The organism is Proteus mirabilis HI4320 (genome assembly GCF_000069965.1).
In the GTDB taxonomy this organism is placed as follows: Bacteria; Pseudomonadota; Gammaproteobacteria; order Enterobacterales; family Enterobacteriaceae; genus Proteus; species Proteus mirabilis.
Window position 1 is genome coordinate 416,622 of the sequence record NC_010554.1, and the last position, 16,953, is coordinate 433,574.

At 39.4% G+C, this 16,953-nt stretch carries 12 protein-coding genes and 5 tRNA genes; all 17 read left to right on the forward strand.

Features of this window, described 5'->3' with window-relative positions:
• Nucleotides 1–4 precede the first annotated feature (4 nt).
• On the forward strand, nucleotides 5–1,255 hold the full coding sequence (gene frsA / locus PMI_RS01755; protein WP_004247395.1) for an esterase FrsA: 1,251 nt from the start codon (nucleotides 5–7) through the stop codon (nucleotides 1,253–1,255).
• 71 nt (nucleotides 1,256–1,326) lie between these two features.
• Nucleotides 1,327–1,728 carry a sigma factor-binding protein Crl gene (crl, locus tag PMI_RS01760; RefSeq protein WP_012367569.1) on the forward strand — a complete coding sequence of 134 codons (402 nt, stop codon included), beginning with the start codon at nucleotides 1,327–1,329 and terminating at the stop codon, nucleotides 1,726–1,728.
• Nucleotides 1,729–1,840: 112 nt separating this feature from the next.
• Nucleotides 1,841–2,944 carry a glutamate 5-kinase gene (gene proB, locus PMI_RS01765; RefSeq protein WP_004247396.1) on the forward strand — a complete coding sequence of 368 codons (1,104 nt, stop codon included), beginning with the start codon at nucleotides 1,841–1,843 and terminating at the stop codon, nucleotides 2,942–2,944.
• 11 nt (nucleotides 2,945–2,955) lie between these two features.
• Nucleotides 2,956–4,209: a glutamate-5-semialdehyde dehydrogenase gene (gene proA / locus PMI_RS01770; RefSeq protein ID WP_004244786.1), complete on the forward strand. Its 1,254-nt coding sequence runs from the start codon at nucleotides 2,956–2,958 to the stop codon at nucleotides 4,207–4,209.
• A 144-nt stretch (nucleotides 4,210–4,353) separates the two neighbouring features.
• Nucleotides 4,354–4,866, forward strand: a complete 513-nt coding sequence (aroL, locus tag PMI_RS01775; RefSeq protein WP_004244785.1) for a shikimate kinase AroL — start codon at nucleotides 4,354–4,356, stop codon at nucleotides 4,864–4,866.
• 103 nt (nucleotides 4,867–4,969) lie between these two features.
• Nucleotides 4,970–7,129, forward strand: coding sequence for a bifunctional acyl-ACP--phospholipid O-acyltransferase/long-chain-fatty-acid--ACP ligase (aas, locus tag PMI_RS01780; RefSeq protein WP_086935843.1), 2,160 nt, complete (start codon nucleotides 4,970–4,972; stop codon nucleotides 7,127–7,129).
• Nucleotides 7,129–8,331, forward strand: coding sequence for a lysophospholipid transporter LplT (gene lplT / locus PMI_RS01785; protein ID WP_012367571.1), 1,203 nt, complete (start codon nucleotides 7,129–7,131; stop codon nucleotides 8,329–8,331). The genes aas and lplT overlap by 1 nt, the downstream gene beginning before the upstream one ends.
• Nucleotides 8,332–8,363: 32 nt before the next feature.
• Complete coding sequence (gene pncC, locus PMI_RS01790) at nucleotides 8,364–8,870, forward strand: nicotinamide-nucleotide amidase (RefSeq protein WP_012367572.1); 507 nt, start codon at nucleotides 8,364–8,366, stop codon at nucleotides 8,868–8,870.
• Nucleotides 8,871–8,977: 107 nt separating this feature from the next.
• The gene (recA, locus tag PMI_RS01795) at nucleotides 8,978–10,045 is read left to right on the forward strand and encodes a recombinase RecA (protein WP_004247401.1); all 1,068 of its coding nucleotides are present in this window, start codon (nucleotides 8,978–8,980) and stop codon (nucleotides 10,043–10,045) included.
• Between the two features lie 900 nt (nucleotides 10,046–10,945).
• Nucleotides 10,946–13,573 carry an alanine--tRNA ligase gene (gene alaS / locus PMI_RS01800; RefSeq protein ID WP_004244779.1) on the forward strand — a complete coding sequence of 876 codons (2,628 nt, stop codon included), beginning with the start codon at nucleotides 10,946–10,948 and terminating at the stop codon, nucleotides 13,571–13,573.
• A 217-nt stretch (nucleotides 13,574–13,790) separates the two neighbouring features.
• The gene (csrA, locus tag PMI_RS01805) at nucleotides 13,791–13,979 is read left to right on the forward strand and encodes a carbon storage regulator CsrA (protein WP_004244778.1); all 189 of its coding nucleotides are present in this window, start codon (nucleotides 13,791–13,793) and stop codon (nucleotides 13,977–13,979) included.
• A 465-nt stretch (nucleotides 13,980–14,444) separates the two neighbouring features.
• A tRNA-Ser gene (locus PMI_RS01810) sits at nucleotides 14,445–14,537 on the forward strand.
• A 9-nt stretch (nucleotides 14,538–14,546) separates the two neighbouring features.
• Nucleotides 14,547–14,623 (forward strand) — tRNA-Arg (locus PMI_RS01815).
• 89 nt (nucleotides 14,624–14,712) lie between these two features.
• Nucleotides 14,713–14,789: transfer RNA gene (locus PMI_RS01820), tRNA-Arg, on the forward strand.
• A gap of 51 nt (nucleotides 14,790–14,840) precedes the next feature.
• Nucleotides 14,841–14,917: transfer RNA gene (locus tag PMI_RS01825), tRNA-Arg, on the forward strand.
• 43 nt (nucleotides 14,918–14,960) lie between these two features.
• Nucleotides 14,961–15,037 (forward strand) — tRNA-Arg (locus tag PMI_RS01830).
• A gap of 184 nt (nucleotides 15,038–15,221) precedes the next feature.
• Nucleotides 15,222–16,802: a glutamate--cysteine ligase gene (gene gshA / locus PMI_RS01835; protein ID WP_004244777.1), complete on the forward strand. Its 1,581-nt coding sequence runs from the start codon at nucleotides 15,222–15,224 to the stop codon at nucleotides 16,800–16,802.
• The last annotated feature ends 151 nt before the right edge of the window (nucleotides 16,803–16,953 follow it).

Genomic DNA, 16,953 nt, shown 5'->3' on the forward strand with positions numbered 1-16,953 from the left:
TGATATGGCAAATAATACAAATCTTTCTGAAACGTTATTTAAACCTCGTGCTAAACATGCGGAAACCTCAACGTTAATACAGTACACACACCCTAAATCTAATATTGATTCGTACTCTGTACTTAATGGGATGAGCCAGCAAAATTGGTATCGCACAATTCAACGTCTACAGTGGATCTGGCGAGGTATTTCCCCCATAGAGATCGAAGAAGTATTAAGTCGCATTGCTATTTTTGATGCGCCACGCAGTGATGATAAATTTATTGATACAGTCGTTGGTTATCGACGTGGCAACTGGTCATTTGAATGGTCTCATCAAGCAATGATTTGGCAACAAAAAGCGTTACGAGAGACCTCAGAGGAAGCAGCCGCTGATTGTTGGTTACGAGCGGCAAACCTTTATAGCATTGCTGCTTATCCATTTATTAATGGCGATTTTCTTGCTGATCAAGCGGTAGTATTGGCGATGAAAGCTTTTGAAAATGCCATGAAATTCTCTTCATTTGAAGTAAAAAAACTGACGTTTAAATTAACAGGTAAAGGAACTACCAGTGGATTTTTACATCTACCTAAAGGGTGTAAAGGACCTTATCCAACAGTCATTTTTTGTGGTGGGTTAGATAGTTTACAAAGTGATTATGTTAACTTTTTTAGGCGCTACTTATCACCAAAAGGTATCGCGATGTTAACCGTAGATATGCCATCTATTGGTTATTCTGTTAAGCAGAAACTCAGCGAAAATACCTGTCAATTGCATGGTGATATTTTACAGCAGTTGGGAGATATTCCATGGATTGATCACACTCGAGTGGGCGTAATGGGATTTCGGTTTGGTGCCAATATTGCGGTGCGTTTAGCCTATCTTTATCCAAAATTGATTAAAGGTGTTGTGGCATTAGGGCCATTAATTCATGCCTTTTTTACTCAAGCGGAATTACAGAAGAAAATCCCCATTATGTATCTCGATGTACTGGCGAGCCGCTTAGGATTATTAAATATAGATGAAAACAATCTCAGACTATCGTTAAGTAGTTATTCACTGAAAAACCAAGGGTTGATTGGTCGTCGTATGCCAGTGCCGATGATGAGTGTTTATTGGAAAGGGGATGAAATTAGTCCTAAAGAGGATTCGCAGCTCATTGCTCGCTCTTCTATGGATGGCGATATAGTAGAAATAAAAGAAAAACCACTTTATAAAGGGCTTGAACAGGCATTAACTAAAAGCGCAGATTGGATCTATGCTAAATTAATATAAATAATTTCAAACAATAACTTGCTAATTATAATAGATTATATAACAGTAGAGGTGATAAGGAGACTGAATTTATGACTTCATCTTTGCACCCTACCCGAGGTAAGTTATTAAAACGTTTTGCTCAAATAGGACCTTATATCCGTGAGCAACAATGCCAAGAAAGCCAGTTTTTTTTTGATTGTTTAGCTGTTTGTGTAAATAAGAAAGTCACACCAGAAAAACGAGAGTTTTGGGGCTGGTGGATGGAACTTGAACGTAATGGTGAACAGTTAATTTATTATTACCAAGTTGGCCTATTCGATAAAAATGGCGATTGGGTTAATCAAGTAATAAGTAAAAAAGATGTGATTGAATCAATACATGAAACACTTATTCGTTTTCATGATTTTCTACAAGCGGCGGTAAGTGAATTAGAGATGACGCTAGTTCCAGATGAAAAAATGAGCAATTTTCCTCTTCCCCTTAAGCCCTAATTTTGTGTTAGGGCAACTTTTCATAGATTTTGCGTTATGTCAGTTGGCATAACGCTTCTCTCCTGATAAAACAGTGTATGATCTTTTAAATCAACAAAAAATGGTAAATGTTATGAGTAGCAGCCAAACGCTGGTTGTTAAATTAGGGACAAGTGTACTGACTGGTGGTTCACGACGTCTGGATCAGTCTCATATTGTAGAGCTGGTTCGCCAATGTGCAAAACAACACGAAAAAGGGCACCGGATAATTATTGTCACGTCGGGAGCAATAGCGGCAGGGCGTGAATATTTAAACTACCCCGATTTGCCCGCAACAATAGCATCTAAACAACTGTTAGCCGCTGTGGGGCAAAGTGCTTTAATTCAGGTATGGAAGCAGCTATTTGCTATTTATGGTATTCATATTGGGCAAATGTTATTAACTCGCGCGGATATAGAAGATAGAGAACGTTTTTTGAATGCGCGTGATACACTGCATGCATTATTAGATAACAAGATTATTCCTGTTATCAATGAAAACGATGCCGTTGCTACTGCAGAAATAAAAGTAGGGGATAACGACAATCTTTCGGCATTAGCTGCCATTTTAGGTGGCGCTGATAAACTCCTGTTACTTACTGATATCGAAGGTCTATATACGGCCGATCCTCGTAGCAATCCGGATGCGAAGCTTATTCCTGAAGTTTTTGATATCAACGATGAATTACGTCAAATGGCCGGTGATAGTGTCTCTGGTTTAGGTACTGGAGGTATGGCAACTAAGTTACAAGCGGCCACTGTTGCAGGGCGTGCTGGTATTGACGTTGTTATTGCCGCCGGTGTTAAGCCTGATGTTATCAGTAAAGTTATTGATAATGAACCTGTCGGAACACTCTTTCATGGTTTAAAAAGCCCCCTTGAAACGCGTAAACGATGGATTTTTGGTGCTCCAGTCGCAGGGGTTATCATTGTTGATAATGGGGCTGAAAAGGCGATTAAAGAGCAGGGGAGTTCTCTTTTACCTAAAGGTATTAAAGAAATTAAAGGTGACTTTTCTCGAGGGTGTGTTATCCGCATTCAAAGTTTGCAAGGAAAAGATCTTGCTCATGGTGTCGCGCATTATAATAGTGATGCGCTACGCTTAATTGCGGGGCACCATTCGCAAGAGATTAGTCAAATTTTAGGTTATGAGTATGGCAGTGTTGCGGTTCACCGTGATGATATGATTGTGAGCTAGGGAGTATAAATATGTTAGAACAAATGGGAAAAGCGGCGCGAGAAGCTTCTTGGCACTTAGCTCAGCTATCAACCGAACAAAAAAATCAGGCACTGTTAGTCATCGCTGATTTATTAGAGCAGCAAGAAGCCATTATTCTTGCTGCTAATGAAAAAGATATGGTGGCGGCACGAGAGTCTAATATTAATGCTGCAATGCTTGATCGTTTATTACTCACATCAGAACGTTTAAAAGCGATCGCTGATGATGTTCGCCAAGTTTGTCATCTAGAAGATCCTGTAGGTCAAGTGATAGATGGTCGTTTATTAGACAGTGGCTTACGTTTAGAACGCCGCCGAGTCCCTTTAGGGGTTGTTGGCGTTATTTACGAAGCTCGTCCAAATGTGACTATAGATGTAGCATCTTTATGCTTAAAAACAGGGAATGCGGCTATTCTCCGTGGCGGAAAAGAGACTCACCATACTAACCAAGCCGTTGTCGCGGTGATCCAGCAAGCACTAGAAACATGCGCTATTCCTGCGGCTGCTATTCAAGCTATCGATAAGCCAGATCGTGAATTAGTCGCAAAAATGCTAAAAATGGATGAGTATATTGATATGCTTATTCCTCGAGGTGGTGCAGGATTACATAAGTTATGTCGTGAACAATCCACTATTCCTGTGATCACGGGGGGGATTGGTGTTTGTCACACCTTTGTTGACGAAAGTGCTGATTTAGACCAAGCATTAAATGTTATTATTAATGCTAAAGTACAGCGTCCAAGCGCATGTAATTCGTTAGAAACGTTATTGGTACATGAAGCTATTGCGGAGAGTTTCTTACCTCAATTAAGTGATGCGATGGCAGCACAAAAGGTTACTTTGCATGCCAGTCAACGCGCTATAACTGCATTGAAAAAGGGACGTGCGACGGTCGTCGATGTGACTGAAGCAGATTATTGTGATGAATGGTTATCACTGGATCTGAATGTTGAAGTCGTTAATGATTTAACAGCGGCAATTGCTCATATTCGCCAATATGGTACCGCGCACTCAGATGCTATTTTAACGCAATCTATCAGCCATGCTGATCGCTTTGTACGCCAAGTTGATTCTGCTGCGGTATATGTGAATGCTAGTACACGTTTTACAGATGGTGGACAGTTTGGCTTAGGTGCTGAAGTAGCGGTGAGTACACAAAAGCTACATGCACGAGGCCCTATGGGATTAGATGCTCTAACCACCTATAAATGGATTGGTTACGGCGACAATACATTACGTCGCTAATAATCCCTTAAATAGCTAAGCCATACTTTCATAAAGTGTGGCTTTATTTTTTTGTATTGTGAGGTATGATACTTAATACTTTACACATTGTAAATTTTAGATTACACCCATTTAGCGGGTTAACACAGCGGAGAGAGTGCATTTATGGAAAGTACAATTTACCTTATAGGACCTAGAGGTGCAGGAAAAACAACAGTAGGTAAAGCGCTTTCTCTATCTTTAGATTATCAATTTATTGATACAGATAATTGGATAACAGATAAATATCAACAAACTATTTCTTCTATGGTTGAAGCGGAAGGTTGGGATGTATTTCGCCAACTTGAATCAGATGCGCTTATTCAAGTTAGCCAACCTAACCAAGTTATTTCAACGGGGGGAGGGATAGTGTTGGCAGAAAAAAATCGTGTTTATATGAAAAATTCAGGTGTAATTGTTTATTTACAAGCTTCACTTGAAACTTTAGTTGAGCGTTTATCTCAAGATCCTAATGAGGCACAAAGACCTAGCTTGACGGGAAAAACATTAGTTTCAGAAATACATGATGTTTTAATTAAGCGTGAGCCTTTATATATGCAATGCGCAGATATTATTGTTGATGCTGGATTATCTATTAATGATATTATTGAGGTCATTCTCGCAAAACTCGCTAAATAATTAGGAAGTTGTCCTATATAAAGACGAAAACAAAAGACAACTATTTTATTTTCATCATATCCTATTTATAGTAAGGCTAATTATAGCAAAATGAGATATGGATATGATGTTGATAGCGTTTTTTAAAACACTATTTAAATTCTTATTTCGAGTAAGAATTGAAGGACTAATTAATCAGTTTTCACAATATGAAAAATGCATTATTACGCCAAATCATACATCGTTTATTGATGGTATATTATTGCGTTTATTTTTACCGATTAACCCTGTCTTTGCTGTTTACACCTCAGTGGCTAATGCCAAACATACCAAATGGCTCAGTCGTTATGCGGATATTGTTCCTTTAGATCCCGCTAATCCAATGGCGGTTCGCCAATTAGTTAAAGAAGTCGATAAAGGCCGTCCTGTTGTTATTTTCCCTGAAGGGAGAATTACGGTAACTATTGGTTTGATGAAGATTTATGAAGGTGCTGCGTTTATTGCTGCTAAATCAGGGGCAAAAGTTATCCCTGTTAGAATAGAAGGTGCTGAATTTAGCTACTTTTCTCGAGTGCATAAAACGTTAAATATAAAAGCAAAGCTCTTTCCTAAAATCACAATAAAAGTGCTACCTGCGGTTGATTTACCTATGCCTACAGCGGAAAAATCAGCAGAGCGCCGTCGCTTATCGGGAGAAAAGCTCCGTGATATTATGATGGATGCTATTATGCAAGCACGTCCTAATATCACGCTCTATGAGGCATTTTTACAAGGAATGTCTCAGTTTGGTCGTTTCAGTCCTCTTATTTCAGATATTAATATGAAAGAGGATAGTTATCAGGGCCTATTGAAAAAAATATTAGGTGTTAGTCGTATTATTGAACGCTATACCGAACCTAATGAACGAATTGGCCTTTTACTTCCTAATACTACCGTTACGGTTGCGGCTTTATTTGGGGCAACGATGCGCCAACGGGTTGTGGCGATGCTTAACTATACTGCGGGTAGCTTAGGTGTACAAAATGCCATGAAAGCGGCATCCATTAAAACGATTTTTACCTCACGCCAATTTTTAGAGAAAGGAAATTTATTACATATTCCAGAACAGACTCCGGATGCAAACTGGGTTTATCTTGAAGATCTCAAAGATAGCATTACTAGAGAAGATAAACGCTGGATTGCACAGCACTTACTCACTCCTCATAAAGCGATGTTAGCGCAAAAATCGACGGATGCAGCAGTTATCTTATTTACTTCTGGATCTGAAGGCACTCCGAAAGGTGTCGTTCATAGCCACTCCAGTTTATTGGCGAATGTAGAGCAAATTCGCGCTATTGCTGACTTTTCACCCAGAGATAAATTTATGGCTGCATTACCGTTATTCCATGCTTTCGGTTTAACGGTAAGTGTATTAGCACCTATCTGCTTAGGGGCACGAGTATTCCTCTACCCAAGCCCACTACATTATCGTGTAGTACCTGAATTAGTGTATGACCAAAATTGTATAGTATTATTTGGTACTTCAACTTTCTTAGGTAATTATGGCAAATTTGCTCATCCTTATGATTTTGCTCGACTAAGATATGTGGTTGCAGGGGCGGAAAAACTGTCCGAATCGACACGAGTATTATGGCAGGATAAATTTGGTATTCGTATTTTAGAAGGTTATGGGGTCACTGAATGTGCTCCTGTTGTCTCCATTAATGTACCAATGAGTGCTAAGCCATATACCGTGGGGCGTTTATTACCAGGCATGGAAGGGCGTTTAATTCCCATAAGCGGCATTACGGATGGTGGAAGATTACAACTGCGTGGTCCTAATATCATGCTTGGCTATTTGCGCGTTGAGTCCCCTTATAAATTAGAACAGCCTACAGCAATAAATGCCGAAGGCATCGAAGAAGTGGGTTGGTATGATACGGGAGATATCGTTGCTATTGATAGCGAAGGTTTTTGCACTATTAAAGGGCGTGTAAAACGTTTTGCAAAAATAGCGGGAGAAATGGTTTCTCTTGAAAGTGTAGAGCAATTAGCGGCTAAAGCCTCGGAAGGCAACCATGCTGTGGTGGCGGTAAATGATCCACGTCGAGGTGAGTCATTAGTGCTTTTTACAACCGATAAGCAACTTGATCGCAGTATGTTATCGGCATTAGCTAAATCCACTGGTGTGGCAGAAATTGCGGTACCAAAAGATATTCGTTTTCTCAAAGAAATTCCTGTTTTAGGAAGTGGCAAAACGGATTTTGTCTCGTTAAAGCAACTCGCTGAACAGGAAAATAATTAATGTCAGAGAATATAAGTCAGCCCCCATTACTGAGTAAGGGCATGAAAGCAGTATTATTATCACAGTTTCTTTCTGCATTTGCGGATAATGCTTTGTTATTTGCCATACTCGCTCAATTTAAATCAGCACTTTATCCAGAATGGAGCCAGCCTATTTTACAAATGGTGTTTGTGCTGGCTTATATTCTCTTAGCTCCCTTTGTTGGACAAATTGCCGATCGCCAGCCTAAAGGTAGGGTGATGCTTACTGGTAATGCGTTAAAATTTGCCGGTGCTTTTCTTATTTGTATTGGAACCGATCCATTCTTAGGTTACGCCTTAGTGGGGATCGGCGCCGCCATTTATTCGCCTGCTAAATATGGTATTTTAGGTGAGTTAACTGATGGCGAGCGTTTAGTCAAAGCAAATGGCTTAATGGAAGCATCAACTATTGCGGCAATTTTATTAGGCTCTGTGATTGGTGGGCTTCTTTCCGATTGGAGCATTATCTTAGCATTAGCTGTCTGTGCGATAATGTATGCTTTAGCTGTATTGGTTAATTTTAGCATTCCCAAGTTATCACCTGCTCAAATAGGTCGAGGCTGGAATATTAAAAAAATATTCAATCAATTCTTAGCTGCTTGTGGCTCTTTATGGCGAGATAAAGAGAGCCGTTTTTCTCTGGTAGGAACAAGTATGTTTTGGGGGGCCGGCGTCACATTGCGTTTTCTATTAGTGCAATGGGTGCCTATAGCTTTGGGAATGACTGATAATACAACACCAACAATATTAAATGCGATGGTGGCGATTGGTATTGTGATTGGCGCTGGTTTAGCCGCTAAGTTTGTCACATTAAAAACGGTCCGTCGTTGTATGCCTGCCGGGGTTTTAATTGGCTTAGGTGTTGTTTACTTCTCATTACAAACCACCATTATTCCAGCCTATTTTATCTTAGTTGTTATTGGCATTTTTGGTGGCTTCTTTGTTGTACCATTAAATGCTTTGCTACAAGATAAAGGAAAGCATAGTGTGGGAGCGGGGAATGCCATTGCTGTACAAAATTTAGGTGAGAATACCGCAATGTTACTGATGCTAGGTTTGTTCTCGCTAGTCACCAGTATGGGTATTTCCGTTATTACAATTGGTATTGGCTTTGGTGCTATCTTTGCGCTAGCAATTGGTGGATTATGGTTGTGGGATTGCACAAGAAAGAGAGCTGAATAACGTTAATTGAGAGTCGAGGTGAAACAACCTTCATGATAAATAATGATGAAATGACCCATCTGAGCATTGAAGTCGGTCAGGCTCTGCTAAAACGAAAAAAAACGTTAACTACTGCAGAATCATGTACTGGAGGATGGATTGCAAAAGTCATTACTGATATAGCAGGTAGCTCAGATTATTATCATCGAGGTTTTGTGACTTACAGTAATCAAGCTAAACATGACATGATTGGTGTAGATGAGCAAACATTGTCTGATTTTGGTGCCGTGAGTGAACAAGTTGTCTGTGAGATGGCAAAAGGGGCATTGCTAACAGCAAATGCAGACTATGCTGTATCGGTTAGTGGTATTGCAGGTCCCGGCGGCGGTAGTGAAGAGAAGCCCGTTGGTTTAGTTTGGTTTGGCTTTGCAATAAAAACCCCAGAGGGGCTTCGAGTGGTTGCTAAACACTGTATTTTTAGTGGATCACGAGAGGAGGTGAGAGCCCAATCTGTGATTTTCTCTTTAAAATCAATTCTTAAAGAAATTATTAATAATTAACTTGATACTGTATGATTATACAGTATAATGAGTTTCAACAAGCAAAATCATATACGTTTTAATGGTAGTGACCCATCTTTATGCTTCACTGCCCAGAGGGAGATAACATGGCTATTGATGAAAACAAACAAAAAGCATTGGCCGCAGCACTTGGTCAAATTGAAAAGCAATTTGGTAAAGGTTCTATCATGCGTCTGGGCGAAGACCGTTCCATGAACGTAGAAACTATCTCTACAGGATCTTTATCATTAGACGTTGCTTTAGGTGCAGGTGGATTGCCACGTGGCCGTATTGTTGAAATCTATGGCCCTGAATCTTCTGGTAAAACAACCTTGACTCTACAAGTTATTGCCTCTGCTCAGCGTGAAGGAAAAATTTGTGCATTTATTGATGCTGAACATGCATTAGACCCAATTTATGCTCAAAAGCTAGGTGTCGATATCGATAATCTACTCTGCTCTCAACCTGACACAGGTGAACAAGCACTGGAAATTTGTGATGCATTATCTCGCTCTGGTGCGGTCGATGTTATTGTCGTGGACTCCGTGGCAGCATTAACACCAAAAGCTGAAATTGAAGGTGAAATTGGTGATTCACACGTTGGTTTAGCCGCACGTATGATGAGCCAAGCTATGCGTAAACTAGCGGGTAACCTTAAAAACTCTAACACACTACTGATTTTCATTAACCAAATTCGTATGAAAATCGGTGTTATGTTTGGTAACCCAGAAACCACGACCGGTGGTAATGCGCTTAAATTCTATGCTTCTGTTCGTTTAGACATTCGTCGCATTGGCTCTGTCAAAAATGGTGATGAAGTCATTGGTAGTGAGACTCGCGTTAAAGTTGTTAAAAATAAAGTGGCTGCACCGTTTAAACAAGCTGAATTCCAAATTATGTACGGTGAAGGTATTAATACCTATGGCGAACTGATTGATTTAGGTGTTAAACATAAGTTAGTAGAGAAAGCGGGTGCTTGGTATAGCTACAATGGCGAAAAAATCGGTCAAGGTAAAGCTAACGCAACCAATTACTTAAAAGAACACCCTGAAATGTACAATGAGTTAAACACTAAATTGCGTGAAATGTTGTTAAATCATGCTGGTGAATTCACAAGTGCTGCGGATTTTGCAGGTGAAGAGTCAGACAGTGATGCTGACGACACAAAAGAGTAATTAGCTGGTTGTCATGCTGTTTGTGTGAAAATAGACCTTAAATCATTGGCTATTTTCACGACAGCATCCCATTGAATAACTTGTCTGTATAAAATTTGGTCAGATATCAAAGGAAGCCTTAAAAAAGCTTCCTTTTTGTTTTATGTAAAAATTAACCACTCAGTGGTAGTGAAAAATTAGTTTATTTTTCACTGTTTTTCTTTTTTTTTGCAATTTATTACTATTTTATCAGCAATAACAATATTTTTATCTTTGGGGGGATTACACTATGTAAGTGTTTATATAGTGAAGATTTGGTGATGTATTCTATTGGTTATTTATAACATCATATTTCTTTTACATGTTTGAAAAAACAGCATTAAAATAACTTGTTAGCATCTATCTATATAGATAATCAATCTCTTTGACTACGAGAGAAATGGATTTTTGCTACTTTATTATTTTAAATTTATCAGTAAATATATTTAGTTAAATGATTCTGGCGGGATTTTTATTCAGAAAAATTAAATATGTAATGGGAATATTGGCTTTTTTTGATAATACAGATTTAGGATAGCTGTTGCGAGCAAATGAGCAAAATGCTATTGATAATAAACTAAAAATGACGAAAAAATTATTTAATAGTTTTATTATGAAATTATCGTCATTACCTTCTCATATCTTACAAAATTCGCCTCGATTTGGTTAAAACGACCTATCTTGAAGTATGTTGCTACTTTCAGAAAACTACTAGACGATTTACAATGTCAACTCGAATAAGTTTATCGGGGGTTTTACTTCTGAGCGAAGAAATTCTATCTTATCCCTACTTATGTATTCGTTGGCTAAGTAGAGGTAAAACTAAACCTCCTCTAACTAGATTTCTAATTTCTGTTTTTCCAGCTTGATTTCGGGATAATTATGAGCAAAAGCACCGCTGAGATCCGTCAGGCGTTTCTCGACTTTTTTCATACTAAAGGACATCAAATAGTACCAAGCAGTTCTTTGGTTCCAAATAATGATCCAACATTGCTGTTTACAAACGCAGGGATGAACCAATTTAAAGATGTATTTCTTGGATTGGACAACCGACCTTATTCCCGAGCGACAACCGCGCAACGTTGTGTGCGCGCGGGTGGTAAACATAATGATTTAGAAAATGTGGGTTATACAGCACGTCACCATACATTTTTTGAAATGTTAGGTAACTTTAGTTTTGGTGACTATTTCAAACATGATGCAATTAACTTTGCCTGGGAATTATTAACTGGCAAAGAGTGGTTTAACTTACCTAAAGAGAGACTTTGGGTAACCGTTTATGCCACTGATGATGAAGCTTATGATATCTGGAATAAAGAAGTTGGTGTTCCAGCTGAGCGCATTATTCGTATTGGTGATAATAAAGGCGCACCATTTGCTTCAGATAACTTCTGGCAAATGGGAGATACGGGGCCTTGTGGTCCATGTACTGAGATATTTTACGATCATGGTGATCATATTTGGGGGGGACCGCCAGGGACACCTGAAGAAGACGGTGATCGCTATATTGAGATCTGGAATATCGTCTTTATGCAGTTCAACCGTAAATCAGATGGTACAATGGATCCATTGCCGAAGCCTTCTGTTGATACGGGAATGGGATTAGAGCGTATTACTGCTGTACTACAGCATGTTAACTCTAACTATGATATTGATTTATTCCGCGCACTCATTAAATCCGTTGCTGAAGTGACTAATGCGACAGACTTAGCAAATAAATCATTACGTGTGATTGCCGACCATATCCGTTCTTGTTCTTTCCTTGTTTGTGATGGTGTCATTCCTTCTAATGAAGGTCGAGGCTATGTGCTACGTCGTATTATCCGTCGTGCTGTACGCCATGGTTATATGTTAGGTGCGAAAGATACTTTCTTCTATAAACTCGTTGCACCGCTTATTGATGTAATGGCTGAAGCCGGTAAAGAACTTAAGAATCAACAAGAAATCGTTGAAAAAGTACTTAAAACGGAAGAAGAGCAGTTTGCACGTACTTTAGAGCGCGGTTTACAATTATTAGATGAAGAGCTAGAAAAATTAACCGGTGATACTTTAGCGGGTGAAACGGCTTTCCGTCTTTATGATACATATGGTTTCCCATTAGATTTAACTGCGGATGTTTGCCGTGAAAGAAATATCAAAGTTGATGAAGAAGGCTTTGAACTGGCAATGGAAGAGCAACGTAAACGTGCTCGTGAATCTAGCGGTTTTGGTACTGACTATAACGAACTGATTAAAGTCGATAGTCGCAGTGATTTCTCAGGTTATGACCATAATGAGCAACAAGGTACTATTAATGCGATTTTCCATAATGGTCAAACAGTCACTGAGCTTAAAGCAGGTGAAGAAGGGATTATCTTCTTAGATAAAACGGCTTTTTATGCTGAGTCTGGTGGCCAAGTAGGTGATAAAGGTCTTCTGATTGGCAAAGATAGCCAGTTTGAAGTTACCGACACGCAAAAATATGGCAAGGCTATTGGTCATATTGGTAAAGTCATTTCTGGATCTTTTATTGTTAATCATAAGATCAATGCAGTCATTGATGTGGCTCGTCGTGATGCTATTCGCTTAAATCACTCAGCAACGCATTTATTGCATGCGGCATTACGCCAAGTATTAGGCACTCATGTTACCCAGAAAGGCTCTTTAGTTAACGATAAATATCTGCGTTTTGACTTCTCTCACTTTGAAGCAGTAAAACCAGAACAGTTACGTGAAATTGAAGACATTGTTAACGCGCAAATCCGCCTTAACTCGCCGGTTGTCACCGAGTTAATGGATCTTGAAGATGCGAAGCAAAAAGGTGCGATGGCACTCTTTGGTGAGAAATATGAAGAACGTGTTCGTGTTTTAACCATGGGGGATTTCTCAACTGAACTTTGTGGTGGTACTCACGCAGCCAGAACGGGTGATATTGGTCTATTCCGCATTATGAGTGAATCAGGGACTGCGGCCGGTATTCGCCGAATTGAAGCGATTACGGGGGCTACAGCGATTGAAAGTGTTCATGAGCAATCGGATCTGATTTCTCTTGTGGCACATGCACTTAAAAGTGATGGTAGTAATTTAGTTGAGAAAATTAAAACGGTTCAAGAAAAATACCGTTCATTAGAAAAAGAACTTCAACAACTGAAAGATCAGCAAGCAGCTCAAGAAAGCTCCTCGTTAGGAAGCCAAGCTAAGAATGTGAAAGGTATCAAACTTTTAGTTCGTGAACTGAATAATGTTGAACCAAAAATGTTAAGAACAATGGTTGATGATTTAAAAAATCAATTAGGTTCAGCAATAATTGTACTTTCTACTATTTCTGATGGTAAAGTGAGCTTAATTGTCGGTGTGACTAAGGATTTGACTGCTAAAATAAAAGCAGGTGAGCTAATTAGTTTTGTCGCTCAGCAAATCGGTGGTAAAGGTGGTGGTCGCCCTGATATGGCACAAGCTGGTGGTACAGATGTTGAAGCGTTACCCGCTGCTTTAGCGAGTGTTGACGAGTGGGTAGAATCGCATCTTTAAGCGATAGCTACCTGAAAAAGCGTTATCCCTAGTTTTTAGGGGTAACGCTTTATGTAATATTGACAATCCGTTAAATAATCAATCACAAAATTTATATTTTGTTATGAAGTATGGGCTATATGTGATAAATAATGATTATACGAATTGACAATGTATGATGGATAATGGCCGGGAAATTCTAGAGACCCGACTCTTGTAAATTTTCAAGGAGCAAAGAATGCTTATTCTAACTCGTCGAGTTGGTGAAACGCTTATGATAGGCGATGATGTAACCGTAACCGTTTTAGGGGTTAAAGGTAATCAGGTACGTATTGGCGTAAATGCCCCCAAAGAAGTATCTGTCCATCGTGAAGAGATCTATCAACGAATTCAGGCCGAGAAAACTCAGCCCACAGATAACTACTAAGCAATCTCTTATTTTTAGCTAGTTACCCTTTCTTCGTAAGCGTCCACACTTTTGCCGGGTCTGGGCGCTTTTCTTTTCTATAGAACTTTCCATTTTCTTTCTCGTTCTTCACCTCGCTCTTTTGAACTGTATTTATTATTACACTATCCGCTTATTCTGATTGACAGAATTGAAAGTCTTTTTACTGCTTATCATTCGATTCATAATTATTAGTAGGGGGAATAAAATTATTCGTCGATGAGATAAAATGCTTGAATGATTTTTCATCAGCGATATCATGGTATTCAGTTCTTTTTTAGCCTTTCTTGCTGATAAACGCATCAGTTTGTTTGTGAAGTGTTCAAACGAACCTATATTCGTAAAAAGTTGAGAAAAATTGTTTGACTTCTCAGGCTGAGAAAGTAATATGTGCGCCACACAGAGACGAGATGTTCACAAAGAACTTCTTCGAGTGGTTCTAAATATGGTGAGATGGCCGAGAGGCTGAAGGCGCTCCCCTGCTAAGGGAGTATGCGGTCAAAAGCTGCATCGAGGGTTCGAATCCCTCTCTCACCGCCATTTAGATTTGCATCCTTAGCTCAGCTGGATAGAGTACTCGGCTACGAACCGAGCGGTCGGAGGTTCGAATCCTCCAGGATGCACCATATTCCAACCCCATGATTAAATGTATGGGGTTTTTATTTTGGTGCAAATAGTGAATAATTTGCATTAAAAGAGTAAAATTAAACAACGTGCATCCTTAGCTCAGCTGGATAGAGTACTCGGCTACGAACCGAGCGGTCGGAGGTTCGAATCCTCCAGGATGCACCACTTATTTCTCGACATTGCACAATGTAATGTGAGAGGCAAAAAGATAACGACGCATCCTTAGCTCAGCTGGATAGAGTACTCGGCTACGAACCGAGCGGTCGGAGGTTCGAATCCTCCAGGATGCACCATCTTTTTATAAAGTTAGCTTATCTTAGTTAAATTAGTACGACTGCATCCTTAGCTCAGCTGGATAGAGTACTCGGCTACGAACCGAGCGGTCGGAGGTTCGAATCCTCCAGGATGCACCATCTTTAAAGCCTCGCTTATCGCGGGGCTTTTTGCTTTTTCTCTTTCCTGCATTGTTTATATATTATCGATTTGTTTCGCATCAACTAATAACGCCGATATCATCTAATCAGCGACAATTTGGTGACTTTGCGATAAAGTAACTGTTATCTACTTATTAACATTAACCAACGCGGGAGGTCACCTTTGATCCCGGACGTATCTAAAGCGCTTTCTTGGTTGGAAGCCCATCCTAAAGTTTTATGTGGTATCCACCGTGGTATAGAGCGAGAAACCTTAAGAGTTACTCCTGATGGTCATTTAGCGGCTACAGGACACCCTGTCGAGCTAGGTAAGTCACTCACTCACAAGTGGATCACGACAGATTTTGCTGAGTCTCTGTTAGAGTTTATTACTCCTGTTGACGATAATATTGATCACACCTTACATTTTTTAAGTGATTTGCATCGCTATACGGCACGTCATTTAACCAATGAGCGTATGTGGCCGATGAGTATGCCTTGCTTTATTGAAGCCGAAGATAAAATAACATTAGCGCAATTTGGTACCTCTAATGTTGGGCGTTTTAAGACGTTATATCGAGAAGGGCTGAAAAATCGTTATGGTGCGTTAATGCAAACTATTTCTGGTGTGCATTACAATTTTTCGTTACCTATCGAATTTTGGCAAGCGTGGGCAAATATCACCGATGAAGAAACAGGTAAAGAGGCGATTTCAGACGGTTATTTACGTTTGATCCGTAATTACTACCGTTTTGGTTGGATAATTCCTTTTTTCTTTGGTGCTTCGCCAGCTATTTGTGGTTCATTCTTAAAAGGTCGAAAAACCAATTTACCCTTTGAAAATACCCCTAAAGGCGCCAAATACTTACCTTATGCAACTTCGTTGCGCTTAAGTGATTTAGGCTATACCAATAAGTCACAGAGTGATTTAGATATTACTTTTAATCATCTAGAGACTTATGTGAAAGGTTTGAAAAAGGCTATTCATAAACCGTCAGAAGAATTTGCTAAATTAGGTGTAAAGAAAGACGGTAAGTATATTCAATTAAATACTAACGTATTACAAATTGAAAATGAATTATATGCGCCTATTCGTCCTAAACGCGTAGTCAAAGGGGATGAATCACCTTCTGATGCATTATTACGTGGTGGTATCGAATATATCGAGGTTCGCTCATTAGATATCAATCCATTTACGCCTATCGGCGTTGATGAAACACAAATCCGTTTCTTAGATTTATTCTTGATTTGGTGTGTATTAGCGGATGCACCAGAAATGAATGCAGAAGAATTGGCCTGCTGTCGTGCAAATTGGAATAACGTTATTCTAGAAGGGCGTAAGCCAGGTCAAGTTATTGGCATGGGTTGTGGTGAAAGAAAAGAGCCATTAGCACAAGTGGGGAAAGCGCTTTTTGCTGACTTACAGCGCGTAGCTAAGGTATTAGATAGCTGTTCTGGAACTAAATATCTAGAAGTTTGCCTTAAGTTAGAGGAAATGTTTGATAATCCGCAATTAACCTTCTCTGGCAGATTATTAGAAAAAATTAAAGCACAGGGTATTGGCGGTTATGGTCTATCTTTAGCTGAAGAATATCATCAACAATTAGTCAATACCGCTTATGAAGTGTTAACAGATGATGCTTTTGAACATGAGAGAATTTCATCTATTAAACGTCAGGCAGACTTAGAAAAGAGTGATACCATTTCTTTCGATGAATATTTGAAGCTCCATGCTGGGCCAAATAATGATGGTGTGGCTTCTTAAAACTCAGATAGAAAAAAGCCACACTAAAATTTGTGTGGCTGAATAAATTCTATAGAGAAATAGGGATGATAACATTTTGCGCGTATTCATTACTAAGACCGAGGCGCTCGCAGAAAGTTTCATGTTCTCTTAAAAATATTTAAAAATTTTC

Excerpts from the sequence above, each read along its gene's own strand:
- pncC (WP_012367572.1), top strand. The coding sequence starts at position 8,364 with ATGATAAATAATGATGAAATGACCCATCTGAGCATTGAAGTCGGTCAG.
- alaS (WP_004244779.1), top strand. The coding sequence starts at position 10,946 with ATGAGCAAAAGCACCGCTGAGATCCGTCAGGCGTTTCTCGACTTTTTT.
- lplT (WP_012367571.1), top strand. The coding sequence starts at position 7,129 with ATGTCAGAGAATATAAGTCAGCCCCCATTACTGAGTAAGGGCATGAAA.
- aas (WP_086935843.1), top strand. The coding sequence starts at position 4,970 with ATGATGTTGATAGCGTTTTTTAAAACACTATTTAAATTCTTATTTCGA.
- aroL (WP_004244785.1), top strand. The coding sequence starts at position 4,354 with ATGGAAAGTACAATTTACCTTATAGGACCTAGAGGTGCAGGAAAAACA.
- csrA (WP_004244778.1), top strand. The coding sequence starts at position 13,791 with ATGCTTATTCTAACTCGTCGAGTTGGTGAAACGCTTATGATAGGCGAT.
- proB (WP_004247396.1), top strand. The coding sequence starts at position 1,841 with ATGAGTAGCAGCCAAACGCTGGTTGTTAAATTAGGGACAAGTGTACTG.
- frsA (WP_004247395.1), top strand. The coding sequence starts at position 5 with ATGGCAAATAATACAAATCTTTCTGAAACGTTATTTAAACCTCGTGCT.
- proA (WP_004244786.1), top strand. The coding sequence starts at position 2,956 with ATGTTAGAACAAATGGGAAAAGCGGCGCGAGAAGCTTCTTGGCACTTA.
- crl (WP_012367569.1), top strand. The coding sequence starts at position 1,327 with ATGACTTCATCTTTGCACCCTACCCGAGGTAAGTTATTAAAACGTTTT.
- recA (WP_004247401.1), top strand. The coding sequence starts at position 8,978 with ATGGCTATTGATGAAAACAAACAAAAAGCATTGGCCGCAGCACTTGGT.